The 15,509-nt window shown below is 67.3% G+C and carries 15 protein-coding genes; 13 read left to right on the forward strand and 2 right to left on the reverse strand.

The genetic code is table 11. The annotated features are described in order from the left end of the window. Positions 1–189 precede the first annotated feature (189 nt). Together FBY39_RS11495 and FBY39_RS11500 are read left to right on the forward strand one after the other, a co-directional pair. Complete coding sequence (locus FBY39_RS11495) at positions 190–942, forward strand: 3-hydroxybutyrate dehydrogenase (RefSeq protein WP_141932419.1); 753 nt, start codon at positions 190–192, stop codon at positions 940–942. Further along, positions 939–1,838: an alpha/beta fold hydrolase gene (locus FBY39_RS11500; RefSeq protein ID WP_141932420.1), complete on the forward strand. Its 900-nt coding sequence runs from the start codon at positions 939–941 to the stop codon at positions 1,836–1,838. The genes FBY39_RS11495 and FBY39_RS11500 overlap by 4 nt, the downstream gene beginning before the upstream one ends. A 3-nt stretch (positions 1,839–1,841) precedes the next feature. On the opposite strand, the gene FBY39_RS11505 is transcribed toward FBY39_RS11500, so the two are convergent. Next, positions 1,842–2,096, reverse strand: coding sequence for a protein BatD (locus tag FBY39_RS11505; protein WP_141932421.1), 255 nt, complete (start codon positions 2,094–2,096; stop codon positions 1,842–1,844). A 125-nt stretch (positions 2,097–2,221) separates the two neighbouring features. Here FBY39_RS11505 and FBY39_RS11510 point away from each other — a divergent pair, with 125 nt between their 5' ends. From FBY39_RS11510 to serA, 9 genes are all read left to right on the forward strand, one after another. After that, positions 2,222–3,634, forward strand: a complete 1,413-nt coding sequence (locus FBY39_RS11510) for a trehalose-6-phosphate synthase (protein WP_141932422.1) — start codon at positions 2,222–2,224, stop codon at positions 3,632–3,634. Next, positions 3,631–4,419: a trehalose-phosphatase gene (gene otsB, locus FBY39_RS11515; protein ID WP_141932423.1), complete on the forward strand. Its 789-nt coding sequence runs from the start codon at positions 3,631–3,633 to the stop codon at positions 4,417–4,419. The genes FBY39_RS11510 and otsB overlap by 4 nt, the downstream gene beginning before the upstream one ends. 9 nt (positions 4,420–4,428) lie before the next feature. Then, the gene (ilvD, locus tag FBY39_RS11520) at positions 4,429–6,135 is read left to right on the forward strand and encodes a dihydroxy-acid dehydratase (RefSeq protein ID WP_141932424.1); all 1,707 of its coding nucleotides are present in this window, start codon (positions 4,429–4,431) and stop codon (positions 6,133–6,135) included. A gap of 79 nt (positions 6,136–6,214) precedes the next feature. After that, the gene (locus FBY39_RS11525) at positions 6,215–8,017 is read left to right on the forward strand and encodes an acetolactate synthase large subunit (protein WP_141932425.1); all 1,803 of its coding nucleotides are present in this window, start codon (positions 6,215–6,217) and stop codon (positions 8,015–8,017) included. Between the two features lie 3 nt (positions 8,018–8,020). Next, positions 8,021–8,530: an acetolactate synthase small subunit gene (ilvN, locus tag FBY39_RS11530; protein WP_141932426.1), complete on the forward strand. Its 510-nt coding sequence runs from the start codon at positions 8,021–8,023 to the stop codon at positions 8,528–8,530. A gap of 71 nt (positions 8,531–8,601) precedes the next feature. After that, complete coding sequence (gene ilvC, locus FBY39_RS11535; RefSeq protein WP_141932427.1) at positions 8,602–9,627, forward strand: ketol-acid reductoisomerase; 1,026 nt, start codon at positions 8,602–8,604, stop codon at positions 9,625–9,627. Between the two features lie 60 nt (positions 9,628–9,687). Continuing rightward, the gene (locus tag FBY39_RS11540; RefSeq protein ID WP_141932428.1) at positions 9,688–10,185 is read left to right on the forward strand and encodes a DNA polymerase III subunit gamma/tau; all 498 of its coding nucleotides are present in this window, start codon (positions 9,688–9,690) and stop codon (positions 10,183–10,185) included. Continuing rightward, positions 10,182–10,526 (forward strand): bacitracin resistance protein, encoded by a 345-nt coding sequence (locus FBY39_RS11545; RefSeq protein WP_141932429.1) that lies wholly within the window; start codon positions 10,182–10,184, stop codon positions 10,524–10,526. The genes FBY39_RS11540 and FBY39_RS11545 overlap by 4 nt, the downstream gene beginning before the upstream one ends. A gap of 127 nt (positions 10,527–10,653) precedes the next feature. Continuing rightward, positions 10,654–12,258 carry a phosphoglycerate dehydrogenase gene (serA, locus tag FBY39_RS11550; protein ID WP_141932430.1) on the forward strand — a complete coding sequence of 535 codons (1,605 nt, stop codon included), beginning with the start codon at positions 10,654–10,656 and terminating at the stop codon, positions 12,256–12,258. 12 nt (positions 12,259–12,270) lie between these two features. Here the strand turns inward: serA and FBY39_RS11555 are convergent, their stop codons facing one another. After that, complete coding sequence (locus FBY39_RS11555) at positions 12,271–12,816, reverse strand: TetR/AcrR family transcriptional regulator (RefSeq protein WP_141932431.1); 546 nt, start codon at positions 12,814–12,816, stop codon at positions 12,271–12,273. Between the two features lie 73 nt (positions 12,817–12,889). Here FBY39_RS11555 and FBY39_RS11560 point away from each other — a divergent pair, with 73 nt between their 5' ends. Both FBY39_RS11560 and FBY39_RS11565 read left to right on the forward strand, forming a co-directional pair. After that, positions 12,890–14,422, forward strand: a complete 1,533-nt coding sequence (locus tag FBY39_RS11560; protein WP_141932432.1) for an MFS transporter — start codon at positions 12,890–12,892, stop codon at positions 14,420–14,422. A gap of 9 nt (positions 14,423–14,431) precedes the next feature. Beyond that, the gene (locus tag FBY39_RS11565) at positions 14,432–15,481 is read left to right on the forward strand and encodes a 3-isopropylmalate dehydrogenase (protein ID WP_141932433.1); all 1,050 of its coding nucleotides are present in this window, start codon (positions 14,432–14,434) and stop codon (positions 15,479–15,481) included. Positions 15,482–15,509: the final 28 nt, after the last annotated feature.

Genomic DNA, 15,509 nt, shown 5'->3' on the forward strand with positions numbered 1-15,509 from the left:
GGGCACGGAGATTCTGGCGACAAGACTCGAACTGCGCAGGACAGAGACGAAACGCAGCGGTTTGGGTCTTCTCGGCGAAGAGGGGGCCGACGTTCGCAGGCGGCAGGGGAGCGGGCGAGCTTGTGGATGGGCGAGGCGAGGGGCGAGTGGCGAGTGGCGAACAGGGTGGGTGAGAGGAAGGCTTCGGGGATGACCGAACAGGACTTGGCGGGCAAGCGAGCGCTCGTCACGGGCGGGGCGAGCGGAATAGGACTCGCGTGTGCGCGCGAGTTCGCCCGGCGCGGCGCCTTCGTGATCGTCGCCGACCTCAATGAGGATGCCGCGACGGCAGTTGCAGCCGAAGTCGCCGGAGAGCCGTGGGTCGTCGACCTCTCCCAGACGGCCGACCTCGACGATCTGATGCTCGACGTCGACATCCTCGTCAACAACGCCGGCATCCAGCGGGTCAGCTCGATCCCGGACTTCGACCCCGAGACGTTCCGGCTCCTGCTGCGTCTCATGCTCGAGTCGCCCTTCCTCCTCATCCGCGCGGCTCTTCCGGCCATGTACGACCGCGGGTGGGGGAGGATCATCAACATCTCGAGCGCCCACGGCCTCCGCGCATCGTCGTTCAAGTCGGCCTACGTCTCCGCAAAGCACGGGTTGGAGGGCCTGTCGAAGGTCACGGCGCTCGAGGGCGCGCCGCACGGCGTCACGAGCAACTGCATCAACCCCGCCTACGTCCGGACGCCCCTCGTGGAGAAGCAGATCACGGATCAGGCCGCGGTTCACGGCATCCCGGAAGAAGAGGTCGTCGAGCGCATCATGCTGACCGAGACCGCCATCAAACGCCTGATCGAACCCGACGAAGTCGCCTCCCTCGCGGGCTGGCTCGCCTCGTCTCATGCCGGCATGGTCACGGGCGCCTCGTACACGATGGACGGCGGATGGACGGCGCGATGAACGCGCACGCCCATCGCCTCGTGCACGTCCCCGTCGCAGGAGGCGACCTGCGGGTCGGCATCTGGGACCCCACGGGGGATGAACGTACGGCGGATGTCCTGCTGATCCACGGGATCACGTCGTCGCACCTCGCGTGGTCGTTCGTCGTCGAGCGGTTGCCCGGAGTCCGCGGGATCGCTCCCGACCTGCGGGGCCGCGGCGGCAGCAACGGGCTCGAAGGTGCCTCGGGGATGCGGCAGCACGCCGACGACCTCGCCGCAACGCTCGATGCGCTGGGCATCGATCAGATCCTGGCGGTGGGCCATTCGATGGGCGCTTTCGTCGCCGCCGTCTTCGCGCACTTCTATCCAGAGCGCGTGTCGCGTCTCGTTCTCGTCGACGGGGGACTTCCGCTCGATGTCCCGCAGGACCTCGACGCCGGTGCACTCGTCTCGGCCATTCTGGGCCCAACGGCGGCCCGCCTGTCGATGAGGTTTCCCGACACGCGCGCCTACCTCGACTTCTGGCGGCAGCATCCTGCCTTCGGTGATGAATGGCCCGCGATGCTGGAAGAGTACTTCGCCTACGACCTCGTCGACGATGGCGCGGGTGCCCTGCGTCCCGCCACGAGCTACCAGACGACCGTCGAGGACACCGTCGACATGAACACGGGCACCGCCGTTCCCGAGGCGATCGAGGGCCTCCGTCATCCCGCCCGATTGATCACGACGTCACGGGGACTGCAGAACGAGGAGCCGGGACTCTACGCACCCGAGCACCTCGAGCGGATGCTGGCACAATCACCCGCTATCCGGCACCAACGTGTCGCCGGTCTCAACCACTACACGATCGTCCTGTCGGATGCGGGAGCCGACCTCGTAGCGGCGATCATCCAGGAAGAACTCGCCCTCAGCTAGGTCTCAGCGGCGGAGGCGCTTCTTGAGCAGCTTCTCTTCGCTCCCGCGAATCGGGGAGTCCGTGTCGACGAGCCGACCCTTCGATGCTCTCCTCGTGTCGACGATCGAGCCGATCGCCAGCGCGAGCGTGATGCCCCAGCTCGCCCACGCGAGCGCCGTGCGCCACGTGAAGGGGGAGTCGTCTCGCGCCGTCTTGAGCAGGCTGAGACCGGTCAAGAGGGAGCTGAAGAGCCCCGAGCCGAAGATGAAGCTGCGCATGCCCCTACGGTAGCGCGCTCGCTTCGCGCGCAGCGCCCCTTGACAGCACGCTCCGCTCCCGTCAAGCGCCGGGCCGGTCGCGGGAGCGCTGTTAGCCTGAGATCACCGCCAGCCACGGAGGCTCCATGACCCGCGCCGAATTCGTCGTCGTTGCAAACCGACTCCCCGTCGACCACATCGTCAACGCCGACGGAACCGACGGTTGGCGCCCATCGCCGGGCGGTCTCGTGACGGCCCTCGAGCCCGTCATGCGCTCGACGCACGGTGCGTGGGTCGGGTGGCCCGGACAGGCCGATGTCGAGCTCGAGCCCTTCGACTTCGACGGCACACGCCTCGTGCCGGTCACGCTCACTGCAGAGGACGTCGAGCTCTACTACGAGGGCTTCTCGAACGACACGATCTGGCCGCTCTACCACGACGTCATCGCCGCCCCGCGCTATCGCCGTGTCTGGTGGGACGCCTATGTCCGGGTCAACGAACGCTTCGCTGCTGCGGCAGCGGATGCCACGGCGGAAGGCGGCACGGTGTGGGTCCAGGACTACCAGCTGCAGCTCGTTCCCAAGCTTTTGCGAGAGGCGCGACCCGACCTGACGATCGGGTACTTCCACCACATTCCTTTCCCGGCATACGGTCTCTATTCGCAGTTGCCGTGGCGGCGCCAGGTGCTCGAAGGACTTCTCGGAGCCGACGTCATCGGGTTCCAGCGAGTGGCCGACGCGGGCAACTTCGCGCGGGCCGTGCGGCGCCAGCTGCGGTACGAGACGAAAGCCACCGGCATCCGCGTGCCGGAGGCCGATGGGTCTTTCCGAACGGCGCTCGCGAAGGCCTTCCCGATCTCGATCGACACGGCGTCGTACGTCGAGCTCGCCGAGCGAGCCGATATCCAGGCGCGCGCTGCGGAGATCCGCGAGAGCCTCGGCAATCCGAAGAAGATCCTCCTGGGCGTCGACCGGCTCGACTACACGAAGGGGATCCGGCACCGTATGAAGGCTTTCGGAGAGCTCATCGAGGACGGGCGCATCAGCGTCGAGGACGTCACACTCGTGCAGGTCGCCAGCCCCAGCCGCGAGCGCGTGCAGGCCTACATCGAACTCCGTGACGAGATCGAGCTCACCGTGACGCGTGTCAATGGCGACAACGACACGCTCGGCCACTCCGCCATCCGCTACTTGCACCAGGGGTTCCCGCGCGAGGAGATGGTCGCGCTCTACCTGGCTGCCGACGTGATGCTCGTCACGGCGCTTCGCGACGGAATGAACCTCGTCGCGAAGGAGTACGTCGCGTCGCGGGTCGACAACCGAGGTGCGCTCGTGCTGAGTGAGTTCGCCGGCGCGGCCGATGAGCTCGGCACGTCGCTCCGCGTCAATCCGCACGACATCGGCGCCCTCAAGGACACCATCCTGCGGGCGATCGACATGCCCCCCGCTGAGCAGGGGCGACGCATGCGGGCGATGCGCAAGAAGGTCATCGAGAACGATGTCGCGGCGTGGTCGCGCTCGTTCCTGACAGCACTCGCGGCAGCCAAGGAGAACTCATGACCGACACGCACAACCGTGCGGCCGAGTTGCGGCGCATCGCGGCATCCGACCACCTGCTCGTCGCCCTCGACTTCGACGGAACCGTGTCGCACCTCGCGGACGAGCCCATGAAGGCGCGGATGGTGCCTCAAGCACGTACGGCGATCGAGCACCTTGCCGCACTTCCGAGTACGACCGTCGCCTTCGTGTCGGGGCGGAGCCTGTCGGACCTGCGAGAGATCGCCGAGCATGGCGACGACTCCGCCTACCTCCTCGCGGGAAGTCACGGAGCGGAGTTCTGGATCCCCGGTGAGGGCGCTCTGGAGCCCGAGCCCGACGAGGTCGATGACGCCCTTCGCGAGTCGCTCTTCCGCCACGCGAAGGAAGCGACGGCACACATGGACGGCGTGTGGATCGAACCGAAGGCCTTCGGTCTCGGCGTGCACACTCGTGTCGCCACGAGCGAGACAGCGGATGCCGCGAACACGGCCGTCGACGCGATCGTGAGCGCAGAAGCACCGCACTGGCGCCGACGCACGGGCAAGAACATCGTCGAGTACGCCTTCCGCCACGAGGGCAAGGACTCGGCCGTCGCCGCGCTTCGCGAGCGACTCCACGCGACCGCCGTCCTGTTCGCGGGCGACGACGTGACAGACGAGGACGCCCTCGGCACGCTCGGGCCTGAGGATCTCGGCGTCCGTGTCGGCGGCGGGCCCAGCGCGGCCTCCGTCTTCGTGGCAGACATCGAAGAATTCGCCGTTCTGTTGGAGGAGCTCGCGACACTCAGGGCTGCTGCGCGGCAATAGGCTTGCAAGATGCCCGAGGCACGCACTGACATCGACATCAAACCTCGCAGCCGAGTCGTCACAGACGGCATCGAAGCCACGACGTCGCGCGGAATGCTCCGCGCGGTCGGCATGGGTGACGAGGACTGGGACAAGCCACAGATCGGCATCGCGTCGAGCTGGAACGAGATCACCCCCTGCAACCTGAGCCTCGACCGGCTCGCGCAGGGTGCGAAAGAGGGTGTGCACTCGGGTGGCGGGTACCCGCTCCAGTTCGGCACCATCTCGGTCTCCGACGGCATCTCGATGGGGCACGAGGGCATGCACTTCTCGCTCGTGTCACGAGAGGTCATCGCCGACTCCGTCGAGACCGTCGTGATGGCGGAGCGCCTCGACGGTACGGTCCTCCTCGCCGGATGCGACAAGTCCATCCCCGGGATGCTGATGGCGTCGGCGCGCCTGGACCTGTCGAGCGTCTTCCTCTACGCCGGGTCCATCGCCCCGGGCTGGGTGAAGCTGTCGGACGGCACCGAGAAGGACGTGACGATCATCGACTCGTTCGAGGCCGTCGGCGCGTGCCTCGCGGGCAAGATGAGCGAGGCCGACCTCAAGCGCATCGAGTGCGCGATCGCACCGGGCGAGGGCGCCTGTGGTGGCATGTACACGGCCAACACGATGGCGTCGGTCGCGGAAGCGCTCGGACTCTCGCTTCCCGGCTCGGCGGCGCCGCCGTCGGCCGACCGCCGGCGCGACTACTACGCCCACCGCTCGGGGGAGGCGGTCGTCAATCTGCTGCGTCTGGGTATCACGACGCGTGACATCCTCACGAAGGAGGCGTTCGAGAACGCCATCGCCCTCGCGATGGCGCTCGGAGGCTCGACCAACGTGGTTCTCCACCTGCTCGCGATCGCGCGCGAGGCGGACATCGATCTGAGCCTCCACGACTTCAACCGCATCGGCGACAAGGTTCCGCACGTCGCGGACATGAAGCCGTTCGGCAAGTACGTCATGAACGACGTCGATCGCCACGGCGGCATCCCGGTCATCATGAAGGCGATGCTCGACGAGGGACTCCTCCACGGCGACGCGCTCACGGTGACGGGCAAGACGCTCGCCGAGAACCTCGCCGACCTCGATCCCGACCCGATCGACGGCACGGTCATCCACACGTTCGACAACCCGATCCACGCGACGGGCGGCATCACGATCCTCCACGGCTCGATGGCGCCCGAGGGTGCCGTCGTCAAGACGGCGGGCTTCGATGCATCCGTCTTCGAAGGGCCCGCGCGCGTCTTCGAGCGCGAGCGCTCCGCGATGGACGCTCTGGAGGCCGGCGATATCGCCAAGGGCGACGTCATCGTCATCCGGTACGAAGGACCCAAGGGTGGCCCGGGGATGCGCGAAATGCTCGCCATCACGGCGGCGATCAAGGGCGCTGGGCTCGGAAAAGATGTACTACTCTTGACGGACGGCAGATTCTCAGGCGGCACAACCGGCCTGTGCATCGGCCACATAGCACCCGAAGCGGTGGACGCAGGTCCCATCGCCTTCGTGCGCGATGGTGATCTGATACGGGTCGATATCGCGGCTCGCACTCTCGACCTACTCGTCGACGAGACCGAGCTGAGCTCCCGCCGCTCTGGCTGGGAGCCACTGCCCCCGCGCTATACCCGTGGCGTTCTTGCCAAGTACTCCCGTCTCGTTCGCTCCGCTGCGGAGGGCGCGACGACGGGGTGAACCGCTCCCTTTCCCCTGGGACCGTCGTGGCGTGAGCCGGACTCCCAGACCCATTTCTCTCAGTGCGAGGATCTCCACCATGTCCGCCGAATCCGTGACGGCCGTTCCCCGGCCTCCCGCTCGCACCGCCACCGCGCCCGTGCTCACGGGCGCGCAGGCGGTCGTCCGCTCTCTCGAACTGCTCGGAGTGACCGATGTCTTCGGTCTTCCGGGCGGCGCCATCCTTCCCGTCTACGACCCGCTCATGGACTCGACCGACCTGAGGCACATCCTCGTCCGTCACGAGCAGGGCGCGGGCCACGCGGCTGAGGGCTACGCCGCGGCGTCCAACAAGATCGGCGTCGCGATCGCGACGTCCGGCCCCGGCGCGACGAACCTCGTCACGGCGATCGCCGACGCCTACATGGACTCGGTCCCGATCGTCTGCATCACCGGCCAGGTGTTCTCGACCCTCATGGGCACGGACGCCTTCCAGGAAGCCGACATCGTCGGCATCACGATGCCGATCACGAAGCACTCCTTCCTCGTGAAGGATGCCTCGGAGATCCCGGGCGCCATCGCTGCTGCCTTCGAGGTCGCGGGAACGGGTCGCCCCGGTCCCGTGCTCGTCGACATCACGAAGGATGCTCAGCAGGCCGAGGCGCCGTTCATCTGGCCGCCGAAGATCGACCTTCCCGGCTACCGTCCTGTGACGAAGGCCCACGGCAAGCAGATCCAAGCCGCCGCGCAGCTCCTCGCCGAGGCGAAGAAGCCCGTTCTCTACGTCGGTGGCGGAATCATCCGCTCCCAGGCGTCCGCCGAGCTCCTGACCCTCGCCGAGGCGACGGGAGCGCCCGTCGTCACGACACTCATGGCGCGGGGAGCGTTCCCCGACTCGCACGAGCAGCAGCTCGGCATGCCGGGGATGCACGGAACGGTTCCCGCGGTCCTCGCGCTCCAGGAAGCCGATCTCCTCGTTTCTCTCGGCGCACGGTTCGACGACCGCGTGACGGGCAAGGCGGCGCTGTTCGCTCCGCACGCCAAGGTCGTGCACGTCGACATCGACCCGGCCGAAATCTCGAAGATCCGCAACGCCGACGTGCCCATCGTGGGGGACCTCAAGGACGTCCTCGTCGACCTGGCCGCGGCTTTCCGCGGAGCGACGGACGGCGTGAAGCCCGACATCTCCGAGTGGTGGGCCTTCCTCGACGGACTGAAGGACGAGTTCCCGCTCGGCTACGCCCCCACGACCGACGGCCTGCTCGCTCCCCAGCACGTCATCCAGCGCATCGGCGAGCTGACGGGCCCCGAAGGCGTCTATGCGTCCGGCGTCGGCCAGCACCAGATGTGGGCGGCGCAGTTCATCAAGTACGAGCGTCCGAACGCGTGGCTCAACTCCGGCGGCGCCGGCACGATGGGCTACGCGGTCCCCGCCGCCATGGGTGCCAAGGTCGCCGAGCCCGATCGTCACGTGTGGGCGATCGACGGTGACGGATGCTTCCAGATGACCAATCAGGAGCTCGCGACCTGCGCGATCAACAACATCCCGATCAAGGTCGCGATCATCAACAACTCCTCGCTGGGCATGGTGCGCCAGTGGCAGACGCTCTTCTACGACGGCCGCTACTCGCACACGAACCTCAACACGGGCCACGGGACCGTGCGCATCCCCGATTTCGTCAAGCTCGCCGAGGCCTATGGATGCCTCGCGATCAGGGTCGAGAAAGAGGAGGACGTCGACGCCGCGATCAAGACGGCGCTCGAGACCAACGACCGCCCCGTCGTCATCGACTTCGTCGTGAGCGCCGACTCGATGGTGTGGCCGATGGTTCCCCAGGGAGTCAGCAACAGCTACGTCCAGTACGCGCGTGACCACGCGCCGGCGTTCGAACAGGAGGACTGAGCCATGACGACGCACGTGCTGAGCCTCTTGGTGGAGGACAAGCCCGGTCTGCTCACCCGTGTCGCGGGACTCTTCGCGCGACGCGGCTTCAACATCAACTCTCTCGCCGTCGGCGTCACCGAGGTGCCGGGGCTCTCCCGCATCACGGTCGTCGTCGACGTCGATGCGCTCCCGCTCGAGCAGGTCACGAAGCAGCTCAACAAGCTCGTGAACGTGATCAAGATCGTCGAACTGGACTACGCGGCCTCCGTTCAGCGCGAACACGTGCTCGTGAAGGTGAAGGCCGACAACCAGACCCGCTCGAACGTGCTCGAAGTCGTCAATCTCTTCCGTGCGCAGATCGTGGACTACGCGACCGACGCGCTCGTCGTCGAGGTGACGGGCGACAAGGGGAAGGTCGACGCCCTCCTTCGCGCGCTCGAGCCCTTCGGCATCAAAGAACTCGCGCAGTCCGGTCTTCTCGCCATCGGGCGAGGCGGCAAGAGCATCACCGAGCGCGTCCTGCGCAACTGACCACCGATCGTCGAGTCGCGGCGCAGCCGCGTACCGAGACACGAACCACCACATCAAGGAGAAACACCCCCATGGCTGAGATCTTCTACGACGCCGACGCCGACCTGAGCATCATCCAGAGCAAGAAGGTCGCGATCGTCGGCTACGGCTCGCAGGGCCACGCACACGCTCAGAACCTGCGCGACTCCGGTGTCGAGGTCGTCATCGCTCTCAAGGAAGGCTCGCGCTCGATCGAGAAGGCCCAGGACGAGGGCTTCGAGGTCAAGACGGTCGATGAGGCGACCCAGTGGGCCGACCTCATCATGATCCTCGCGCCGGACCAGCACCAGCGCGGCATCTTCAACGACCACATCAAGCCGCACCTCCGGGCGGGACAGACGCTCGCGTTCGCCCACGGCTTCAACATCCGCTTCGGATACATCGATGCGCCCGAGGGCGTCGACGTCATCCTCGTCGCACCGAAGGCCCCCGGCCACACGGTCCGTCGCGAGTACGTCGCGGGACGCGGCATCCCGGACATCATCGCCGTCGAGCGCGACGCATCCGGCTCGGCATGGGCGACAGCGCTCTCGTACGCGAAGGCGATCGGCGGAACGCGTGCCGGTGTCATCAAGACCACGTTCACGGAAGAGACCGAGACGGACCTCTTCGGCGAGCAGGCTGTCCTCTGCGGTGGCGTTTCCCAGCTCGTGCAGTACGGCTTCGAGACGCTCACGGAAGCGGGCTACCAGCCCCAGATCGCCTACTTCGAGGTCCTCCACGAGCTCAAGCTGATCGTCGACCTCATGTGGGAGGGCGGCATCGCGAAGCAGCGTTGGTCGGTCTCCGACACCGCCGAGTACGGCGACTACGTCTCGGGCCCGCGCGTCATCGACCCGCACGTCAAGGAGAACATGCAGGCCGTCCTCGGTGACATCCGTTCGGGTGCTTTCGCGGAGCGCTTCATCAACGATCAGGACAACGGCGCCGTGGAGTTCCAGGAGCTCCGCGCCAAGGCGGCGGCGCACCCCATCGAGTCGGTCGGCAAGGACCTCCGCGCCCTCTTCGCGTGGAAGCAGCAGGATGAGGACTACGTCGAGGGCAGCGCAGCGCGCTGATCCTCGTGACCCGGTCGTCGCCGTCCCGAGTGGCGTGCGACGGCCGGGTACGCTGAGACCGTGACTTCCGGCCGCGACGACGACGCCCTCTCGTGGGGCGATGACGATCCGACCCTCGATGTCGGTTCATCGGATGCCGCGCGCGACGCGACGCTCGGACTTCCGACCGGCTATCGTGCCGTCGGCAAGGGGAGCAGGCCCGTCGAAGCTGAGCCCCCGGCCGTCGAAGCGGATGACGCAGTCGATCCCGCCGAGCGCCAGCAGTTGAGCAACGCGACGCTCGTGTTTCTCGGGATCTTCGGTGGCGTGTATCTCCTCTACGCCGTGGGATGGCTCATCGGCGGGCTCCGGCTGCAGGACGCCGCACTTTTCGTGGTGACGCCTGCCATGTACCAGCCGGCGCTCGTCCTGGCTGTTCTGGCTCCTCTCCTGTGGTTCCTCGCGGCCCTGTACCTGACCCGCGCGAGGGCTACCTGGCTGCGCGTCCTGTGGCTCATCGCGGGGGCGCTGCTCCTCGTGCCGTGGCCGTTCATCGCCGTCGGGGCGGTGGGATCATGAGCGCAGCAGCTTCCGAGCGCCCGTCCGCGATGCCCGTCTGGCTCGTCGCAACGATCTCCGGCGGGTTCGGTCTCTTCTACGCCTACGCCGTGTGGAACGCGGTCGCGTTCCTGCTGCAGCAGGCGGGCGGTGCGTTCGGACTGAGCGGCCTCGGCTGGTTCGTACTGGTGTTCGCGTGCGTCTTCCCGATCATGGTCTTCGCGGCAGCCTTCGCGCTCGGATGGCGTCGCCGGGCGGGGGAGTGCGCGCTCATCTTCCTCGCGGGTCTCGCTCTGTCAGCCGTTCTGTGGCTCAACGTCATCGCCTACGCGACCACGAGTTTCTCGCTGTACCTCAGCTGACCCGCGCGTCATACGGTTCGGCGTCGTCTCTGCCCGACGATAGGCTGGCGGTTGCCTCGTCCCGATGGCGTGCGGCGTGGCCTCCATCCGATCTGCCGTCGCGCACAGCCCCTTAAGGATCCATCTCGTGACGAAGCCCGTCGTGCTCATCGCCGAAGAACTGTCTCCCGCAACCATCGACGCTCTCGGTCCCGACTTCGATGTCCGCCAGGTCGACGGCACCGACCGCCCGGCCCTGTTCGCGGCTCTTGCCGACGCGAACGCCGTGCTCGTACGGTCGGCCACGAAGATCGACGCCGAGGCTCTGGCCGCAGCGCCCGCGCTGAAGGTCGTCGCGCGCGCCGGAGTCGGCCTCGACAACGTCGACATCAAGACGGCGACCGCGGCGGGTGTCATGGTCGTCAACGCGCCGACATCCAACATCATCTCGGCTGCCGAGCTGACGATCGGTCACATCCTCTCCCTCGCGCGCCGCATTCCGGCGGCGCACGCGTCGCTGTCGCAGGGACAGTGGAAGCGCAGTGCCTACACCGGCACCGAACTGTTCGAGAAGACCGTCGGAATCATCGGCCTCGGCCGCATCGGCGCCCTCATCGCGGCGCGTCTCCAGGCGTTCGACATGCGCGTCGTCGCCTACGACCCCTACGTCACGAGCGCGCGTGCACAGCAGCTCGGCGTCCAGCTCGACTCGCTCGACGACCTTCTCCAGCAGAGCGACTTCGTCACGATCCACATGCCGAAGACGCCGGAGACGACCGGGATGATCGGCACCGCGCAGTTCGCGCTCATGAAGCCGACGGCGTTCGTCGTGAACGTCGCGCGCGGGGGACTCATCGACGAAGAGGCACTGCGCGAAGCTCTCGTCACGGGTCAGATCGCCGGTGCGGGCCTCGACGTCTTCACGTCCGAGCCGCCTGCCGAGGGAAGCACGGCCGCCGCGCTGCTCGACCTCCCGAACGTCGTCGTGACTCCGCACCTGGGCGCGTCCACCGAGGAGGCGCAGGAGAAGGCCGGTGTGTCGGTCGCCAACTCCGTCCGTCTCGCACTCGGGGGAGACCTCGTGCCCGACGCCGTCAACGTCGCGGGCGGACTCATCGACCCCTACGTCCGTCCCGGCATCCCGCTCGTGGAGAAGCTCGGCCAGATCTTCGCCGCGCTGTCCCACTCGCCCCTCACGTCGCTCGACATCGAGGTGCACGGCGAACTCAACGCGTACGACGTCAGCGTCCTCAAGCTCGCCGCGCTGAAGGGTCTGTTCACGAACATCGTGAGCGAAACGGTCTCGTACGTGAACGCGCCGCTCCTCGCAGAGCAGCGCGGTGTCGACGTGCGCCTCCTCGTCGACGACGTCAGCGACGAGTACCGCAACCTGATCACGCTCCGCGGAGCCCTCTCCGACGGTTCGCAGCTGTCCGTCTCGGGCACGCTGACGGGCACGAAGCAGATCGAGAAGCTCGTCGGCATCAACGACTACGCCATCGAGCTTCCGATCGAGAAGCACCACGTGGTGATGGTCTACACCGACCGTCCCGGGATCGTCGCGGTCTACGGGCAGAAGTTCGGCGAGGCCGGCATCAACATCGCGGGGATGCAGATCGCTCGTCGGGCCGCGGGGGGACAGGCTCTCTCCGTCCTGACCGTCGACTCGCCCGTCGACGACGACCTGCTCGCCGAGGTGAGCTCGTCGATCCACGCAGACCTGTTCCGGCAGATCGAGATCACCGAGGCCTGAGAACCGACGCTCTCAGGGGGCGATGGCGCGTTCGACGAGGGTGACGAGCGCGTCCATCGCCGCGTCGCGGGGAACCGGGCCGGGGATCGAGCCGCCGTCGAGAGCGTTGTTGAAGTAGAGCCCATCGCTCACGAGCATGACGAGGTCGAGGGATGCCGCATCCTTGGCGTGCGGGCGGAGGGCGTCGGCCCACTTCTCCCTGACATCGCGCAAGGCTTCCGCTGCGGCCGTGTTCCCGCCCTGAGCGAGGCGCGCTGTCGCGAGGATCGCTCGGTCGATCGGATCGTTCTGCATGACGGACGAGCGCAGAAAGTAGGCGACGGCGCCGTCGGGCGACGCTGTCATCGCGGCGACGTCCTCATCGACGAGCGCACGCAGACGGTCGAGAATGCCCGACTCGAGGGCGTCCTTCGACGAGAAATGGTAGAGCAGACCGCCCTTGGAAACGCCCGCACCGCGAGCCGTGGCATCCATCGTCGCGGCGCGTTCGCCCTCGTCGACGAGGATCGCCTCGAACGCGTCGAGGACCTTCTCACGCGCGAGGGGAGGCCGACTCATGGTGTCGATCGTATCGACGTCGCATCGCTCATTCTGATACTATACCGGCTGGACGGTAAAGAAAGAGGACATCATGACCACGGGCACCATCACGGCGGCGATCCGCGCTGAACAGCAGCAGCGGGTCGGATGGCGCGGCTGGGCTGCGCTCGTCGTGCTCATGCTGCCCGTCCTGCTCGTTTCGGTCGACAACACGGTGCTGAGCTTCGCCCTCCCCGCGATCGCCCTCGACCTCGAACCGTCGAGCGCACAGCAGCTGTGGATCATCGACGCCTACCCGCTCGTTCTCGCGGGTCTGCTCGTCACGATGGGGACGCTCGGCGACCGCTTCGGTCGGCGCCGCATGCTGCTCATCGGCGCGACGGGCTTCGCCGCCGTCTCGGCTCTCGCCGCGTTCGCGCCGACCGCCGAGCTGCTCATCGCCGCGCGGGCGCTCATGGGTGTCTTCGGAGCGATGCTCATGCCGTCCACCCTCTCTCTGCTGCGCACCATCTTCACCGACCGCGACCAGCGTCGATTCGCGATCGCCGTGTGGGCCTCGATGTTCTCGGCCGGTGCCGCGCTCGGCCCCATCGTCGGCGGCATCCTCCTCGAGCACTTCGGGTGGGGATCGGTCTTCCTCATGGCCGTGCCCGTACTCGTGCCGCTGCTCGTCCTCGCCCCGCTCCTCGTTCCCGAGAGCCGCGACCCGAAACCGGGTCGCATCGATCCCGTCAGCATCGCGCTCTCGATGGCCACGCTCATTCCGATCGTCTACGCGATCAAGGAACTCGCGGTCCACGGTTTCGCGAGCATCGCGCCGGTGCTCTTCCTCGTCGGTGTGGTCTTCGGATGGCTCTTCGTGAAGCGACAGCTCCGTTCGTCAACACCGATGCTCGATATGCGGCTCTTCCAGAACTCGACCTTCAGTGGCGCTCTGATGGTGAATCTGCTCAGTGTCGTCGGACTCGTCGGGTTCCTGTTCTTCGCGGCTCAGCACCTCCAGCTCGTCGTCGGACTCAGCCCGATGAACGCGGGTTTCGCTCTCGTCCCCGGACTCGCGGCGATGATCGTGTCGGGTCTCCTGGTGGTCCCCATCGCCAAGCGGATCGCTCCCCGGATCGTCGTCCCGGTCGCCCTCGCCTTCTCCGTGCTCGGCTACGCACTCGTTGCGATCTCGACGGGTCCCGAGACGCTCTGGCTCCTGATCGTCGCCTTCGTCTCGCTCGGCATCGGCATCGGCGCGGCGGAGACGGTGTCCAACGAACTCATCCTCGCGAACGCACCGCCGGCGAAGGCCGGCGCCGCGAGCGCCGTCTCCGAAACCGCGTACGAGCTCGGAGCCGTCCTCGGGACGGCGGTGCTCGGTGGCATCCTGACCGCGCTCTATCGCTCCAATCTCGTCCTCCCGGAGGGGCTTCCCACCGCGGCCGCCCAGGCCGCGACGGAGACGCTCGCGGGAGCGATTCACGCGGCGGATGGCGTGGGGGGAGCCCTCGGCGAGAGCCTCCGCGCGGCAGCCGCGCACGCCTTCGATGCGGGTGTCGGCACGACAGCGCTCATCGGAGCAGGGCTCGTCGTCTGCGCCGCCGTCATCGCCGCGGCGACTCTGGGGCGTCGCCGCTAGGCTGGCGGGGTGTCCCGCGTTGTGAAGCTCGCCGTCATCCCCGGAGACGGCATCGGTCCCGAAGTCATCGCCGAAGCCGAGAAGGTTCTGGAGGCTGCGACGGCAGACTCCGGCGTCCGATTCGACAAGACGCATTTCTCGCTCGGGGCCGGTCGCTTCCTCGAGACGGGTGAAACCCTCACGGACACGGACCTGGCGGACATCGCCTCGCACGACGCGATCCTCCTGGGAGCCGTCGGCGGAGTGCCCGGTGATCCGCGGCTCGCGAACGCGAACATCGAGCGCGGGCTCCTCCTCAAGCTCCGCTTCGAGCTCGATCACTACGTCAACCTCCGTCCGTCGAAGCTGTACCCGGGCGTTCCCGGCCCTCTCGCGGCGCCCGGCGACATCGACTTCGTCGTCGTTCGGGAGGGCACCGAGGGGCCCTACGTCGGGAACGGCGGGTCGATCCGGCGCGGAACACCTCACGAGGTCGCGAACGAGACGTCGGTCAACACGGCTTACGGCATCGAGCGTGTCGTCCGGTACGCCTTCGATCTCGCCGAGCGTCGTCGCAAGAAGCTCACGCTCGTGCACAAGACGAACGTTCTCGTGCACGCGGGCGGCATGTGGAAGCGGATCGTCGATGCCGTGGCATCCGAACACCCCGACGTGGCCGTAGACTACCTCCACGTCGACGCGGCAACGATCTTCCTGGTCACGAACCCGGGCCGCTTCGATGTGATCGTCACCGACAACCTCTTCGGCGACATCCTCACGGACCTGGCAGGCGCCGTCACCGGTGGCATCGGCCTCGCCGCTTCGGGCAACATCAACCCCGACGGCGCGTTCCCCTCGATGTTCGAGCCCGTTCACGGATCGGCACCCGACATCGCAGGACAGCAGAAGGCCGATCCCACGGCCGCGATCCTTTCGGTCGCTCTGTTGCTCGATCACCTCGGGCTGCGGGATGAATCGGCCCGCGTCACGCTCGCGGTCGAAGCCGACATCGCGGACCGCGACGCTGCCCGCTCCACCACTCAGATCGGCGACGCCATCGCCGCACGACTCCAGGCGTAGCCTGTAGGCACCGCCCGAGAAACCAGGA

The sequence above is a fragment of the Microbacterium sp. SLBN-146 genome, from assembly GCF_006715145.1.
In the GTDB taxonomy this organism is placed as follows: Bacteria; Actinomycetota; Actinomycetes; order Actinomycetales; family Microbacteriaceae; genus Microbacterium.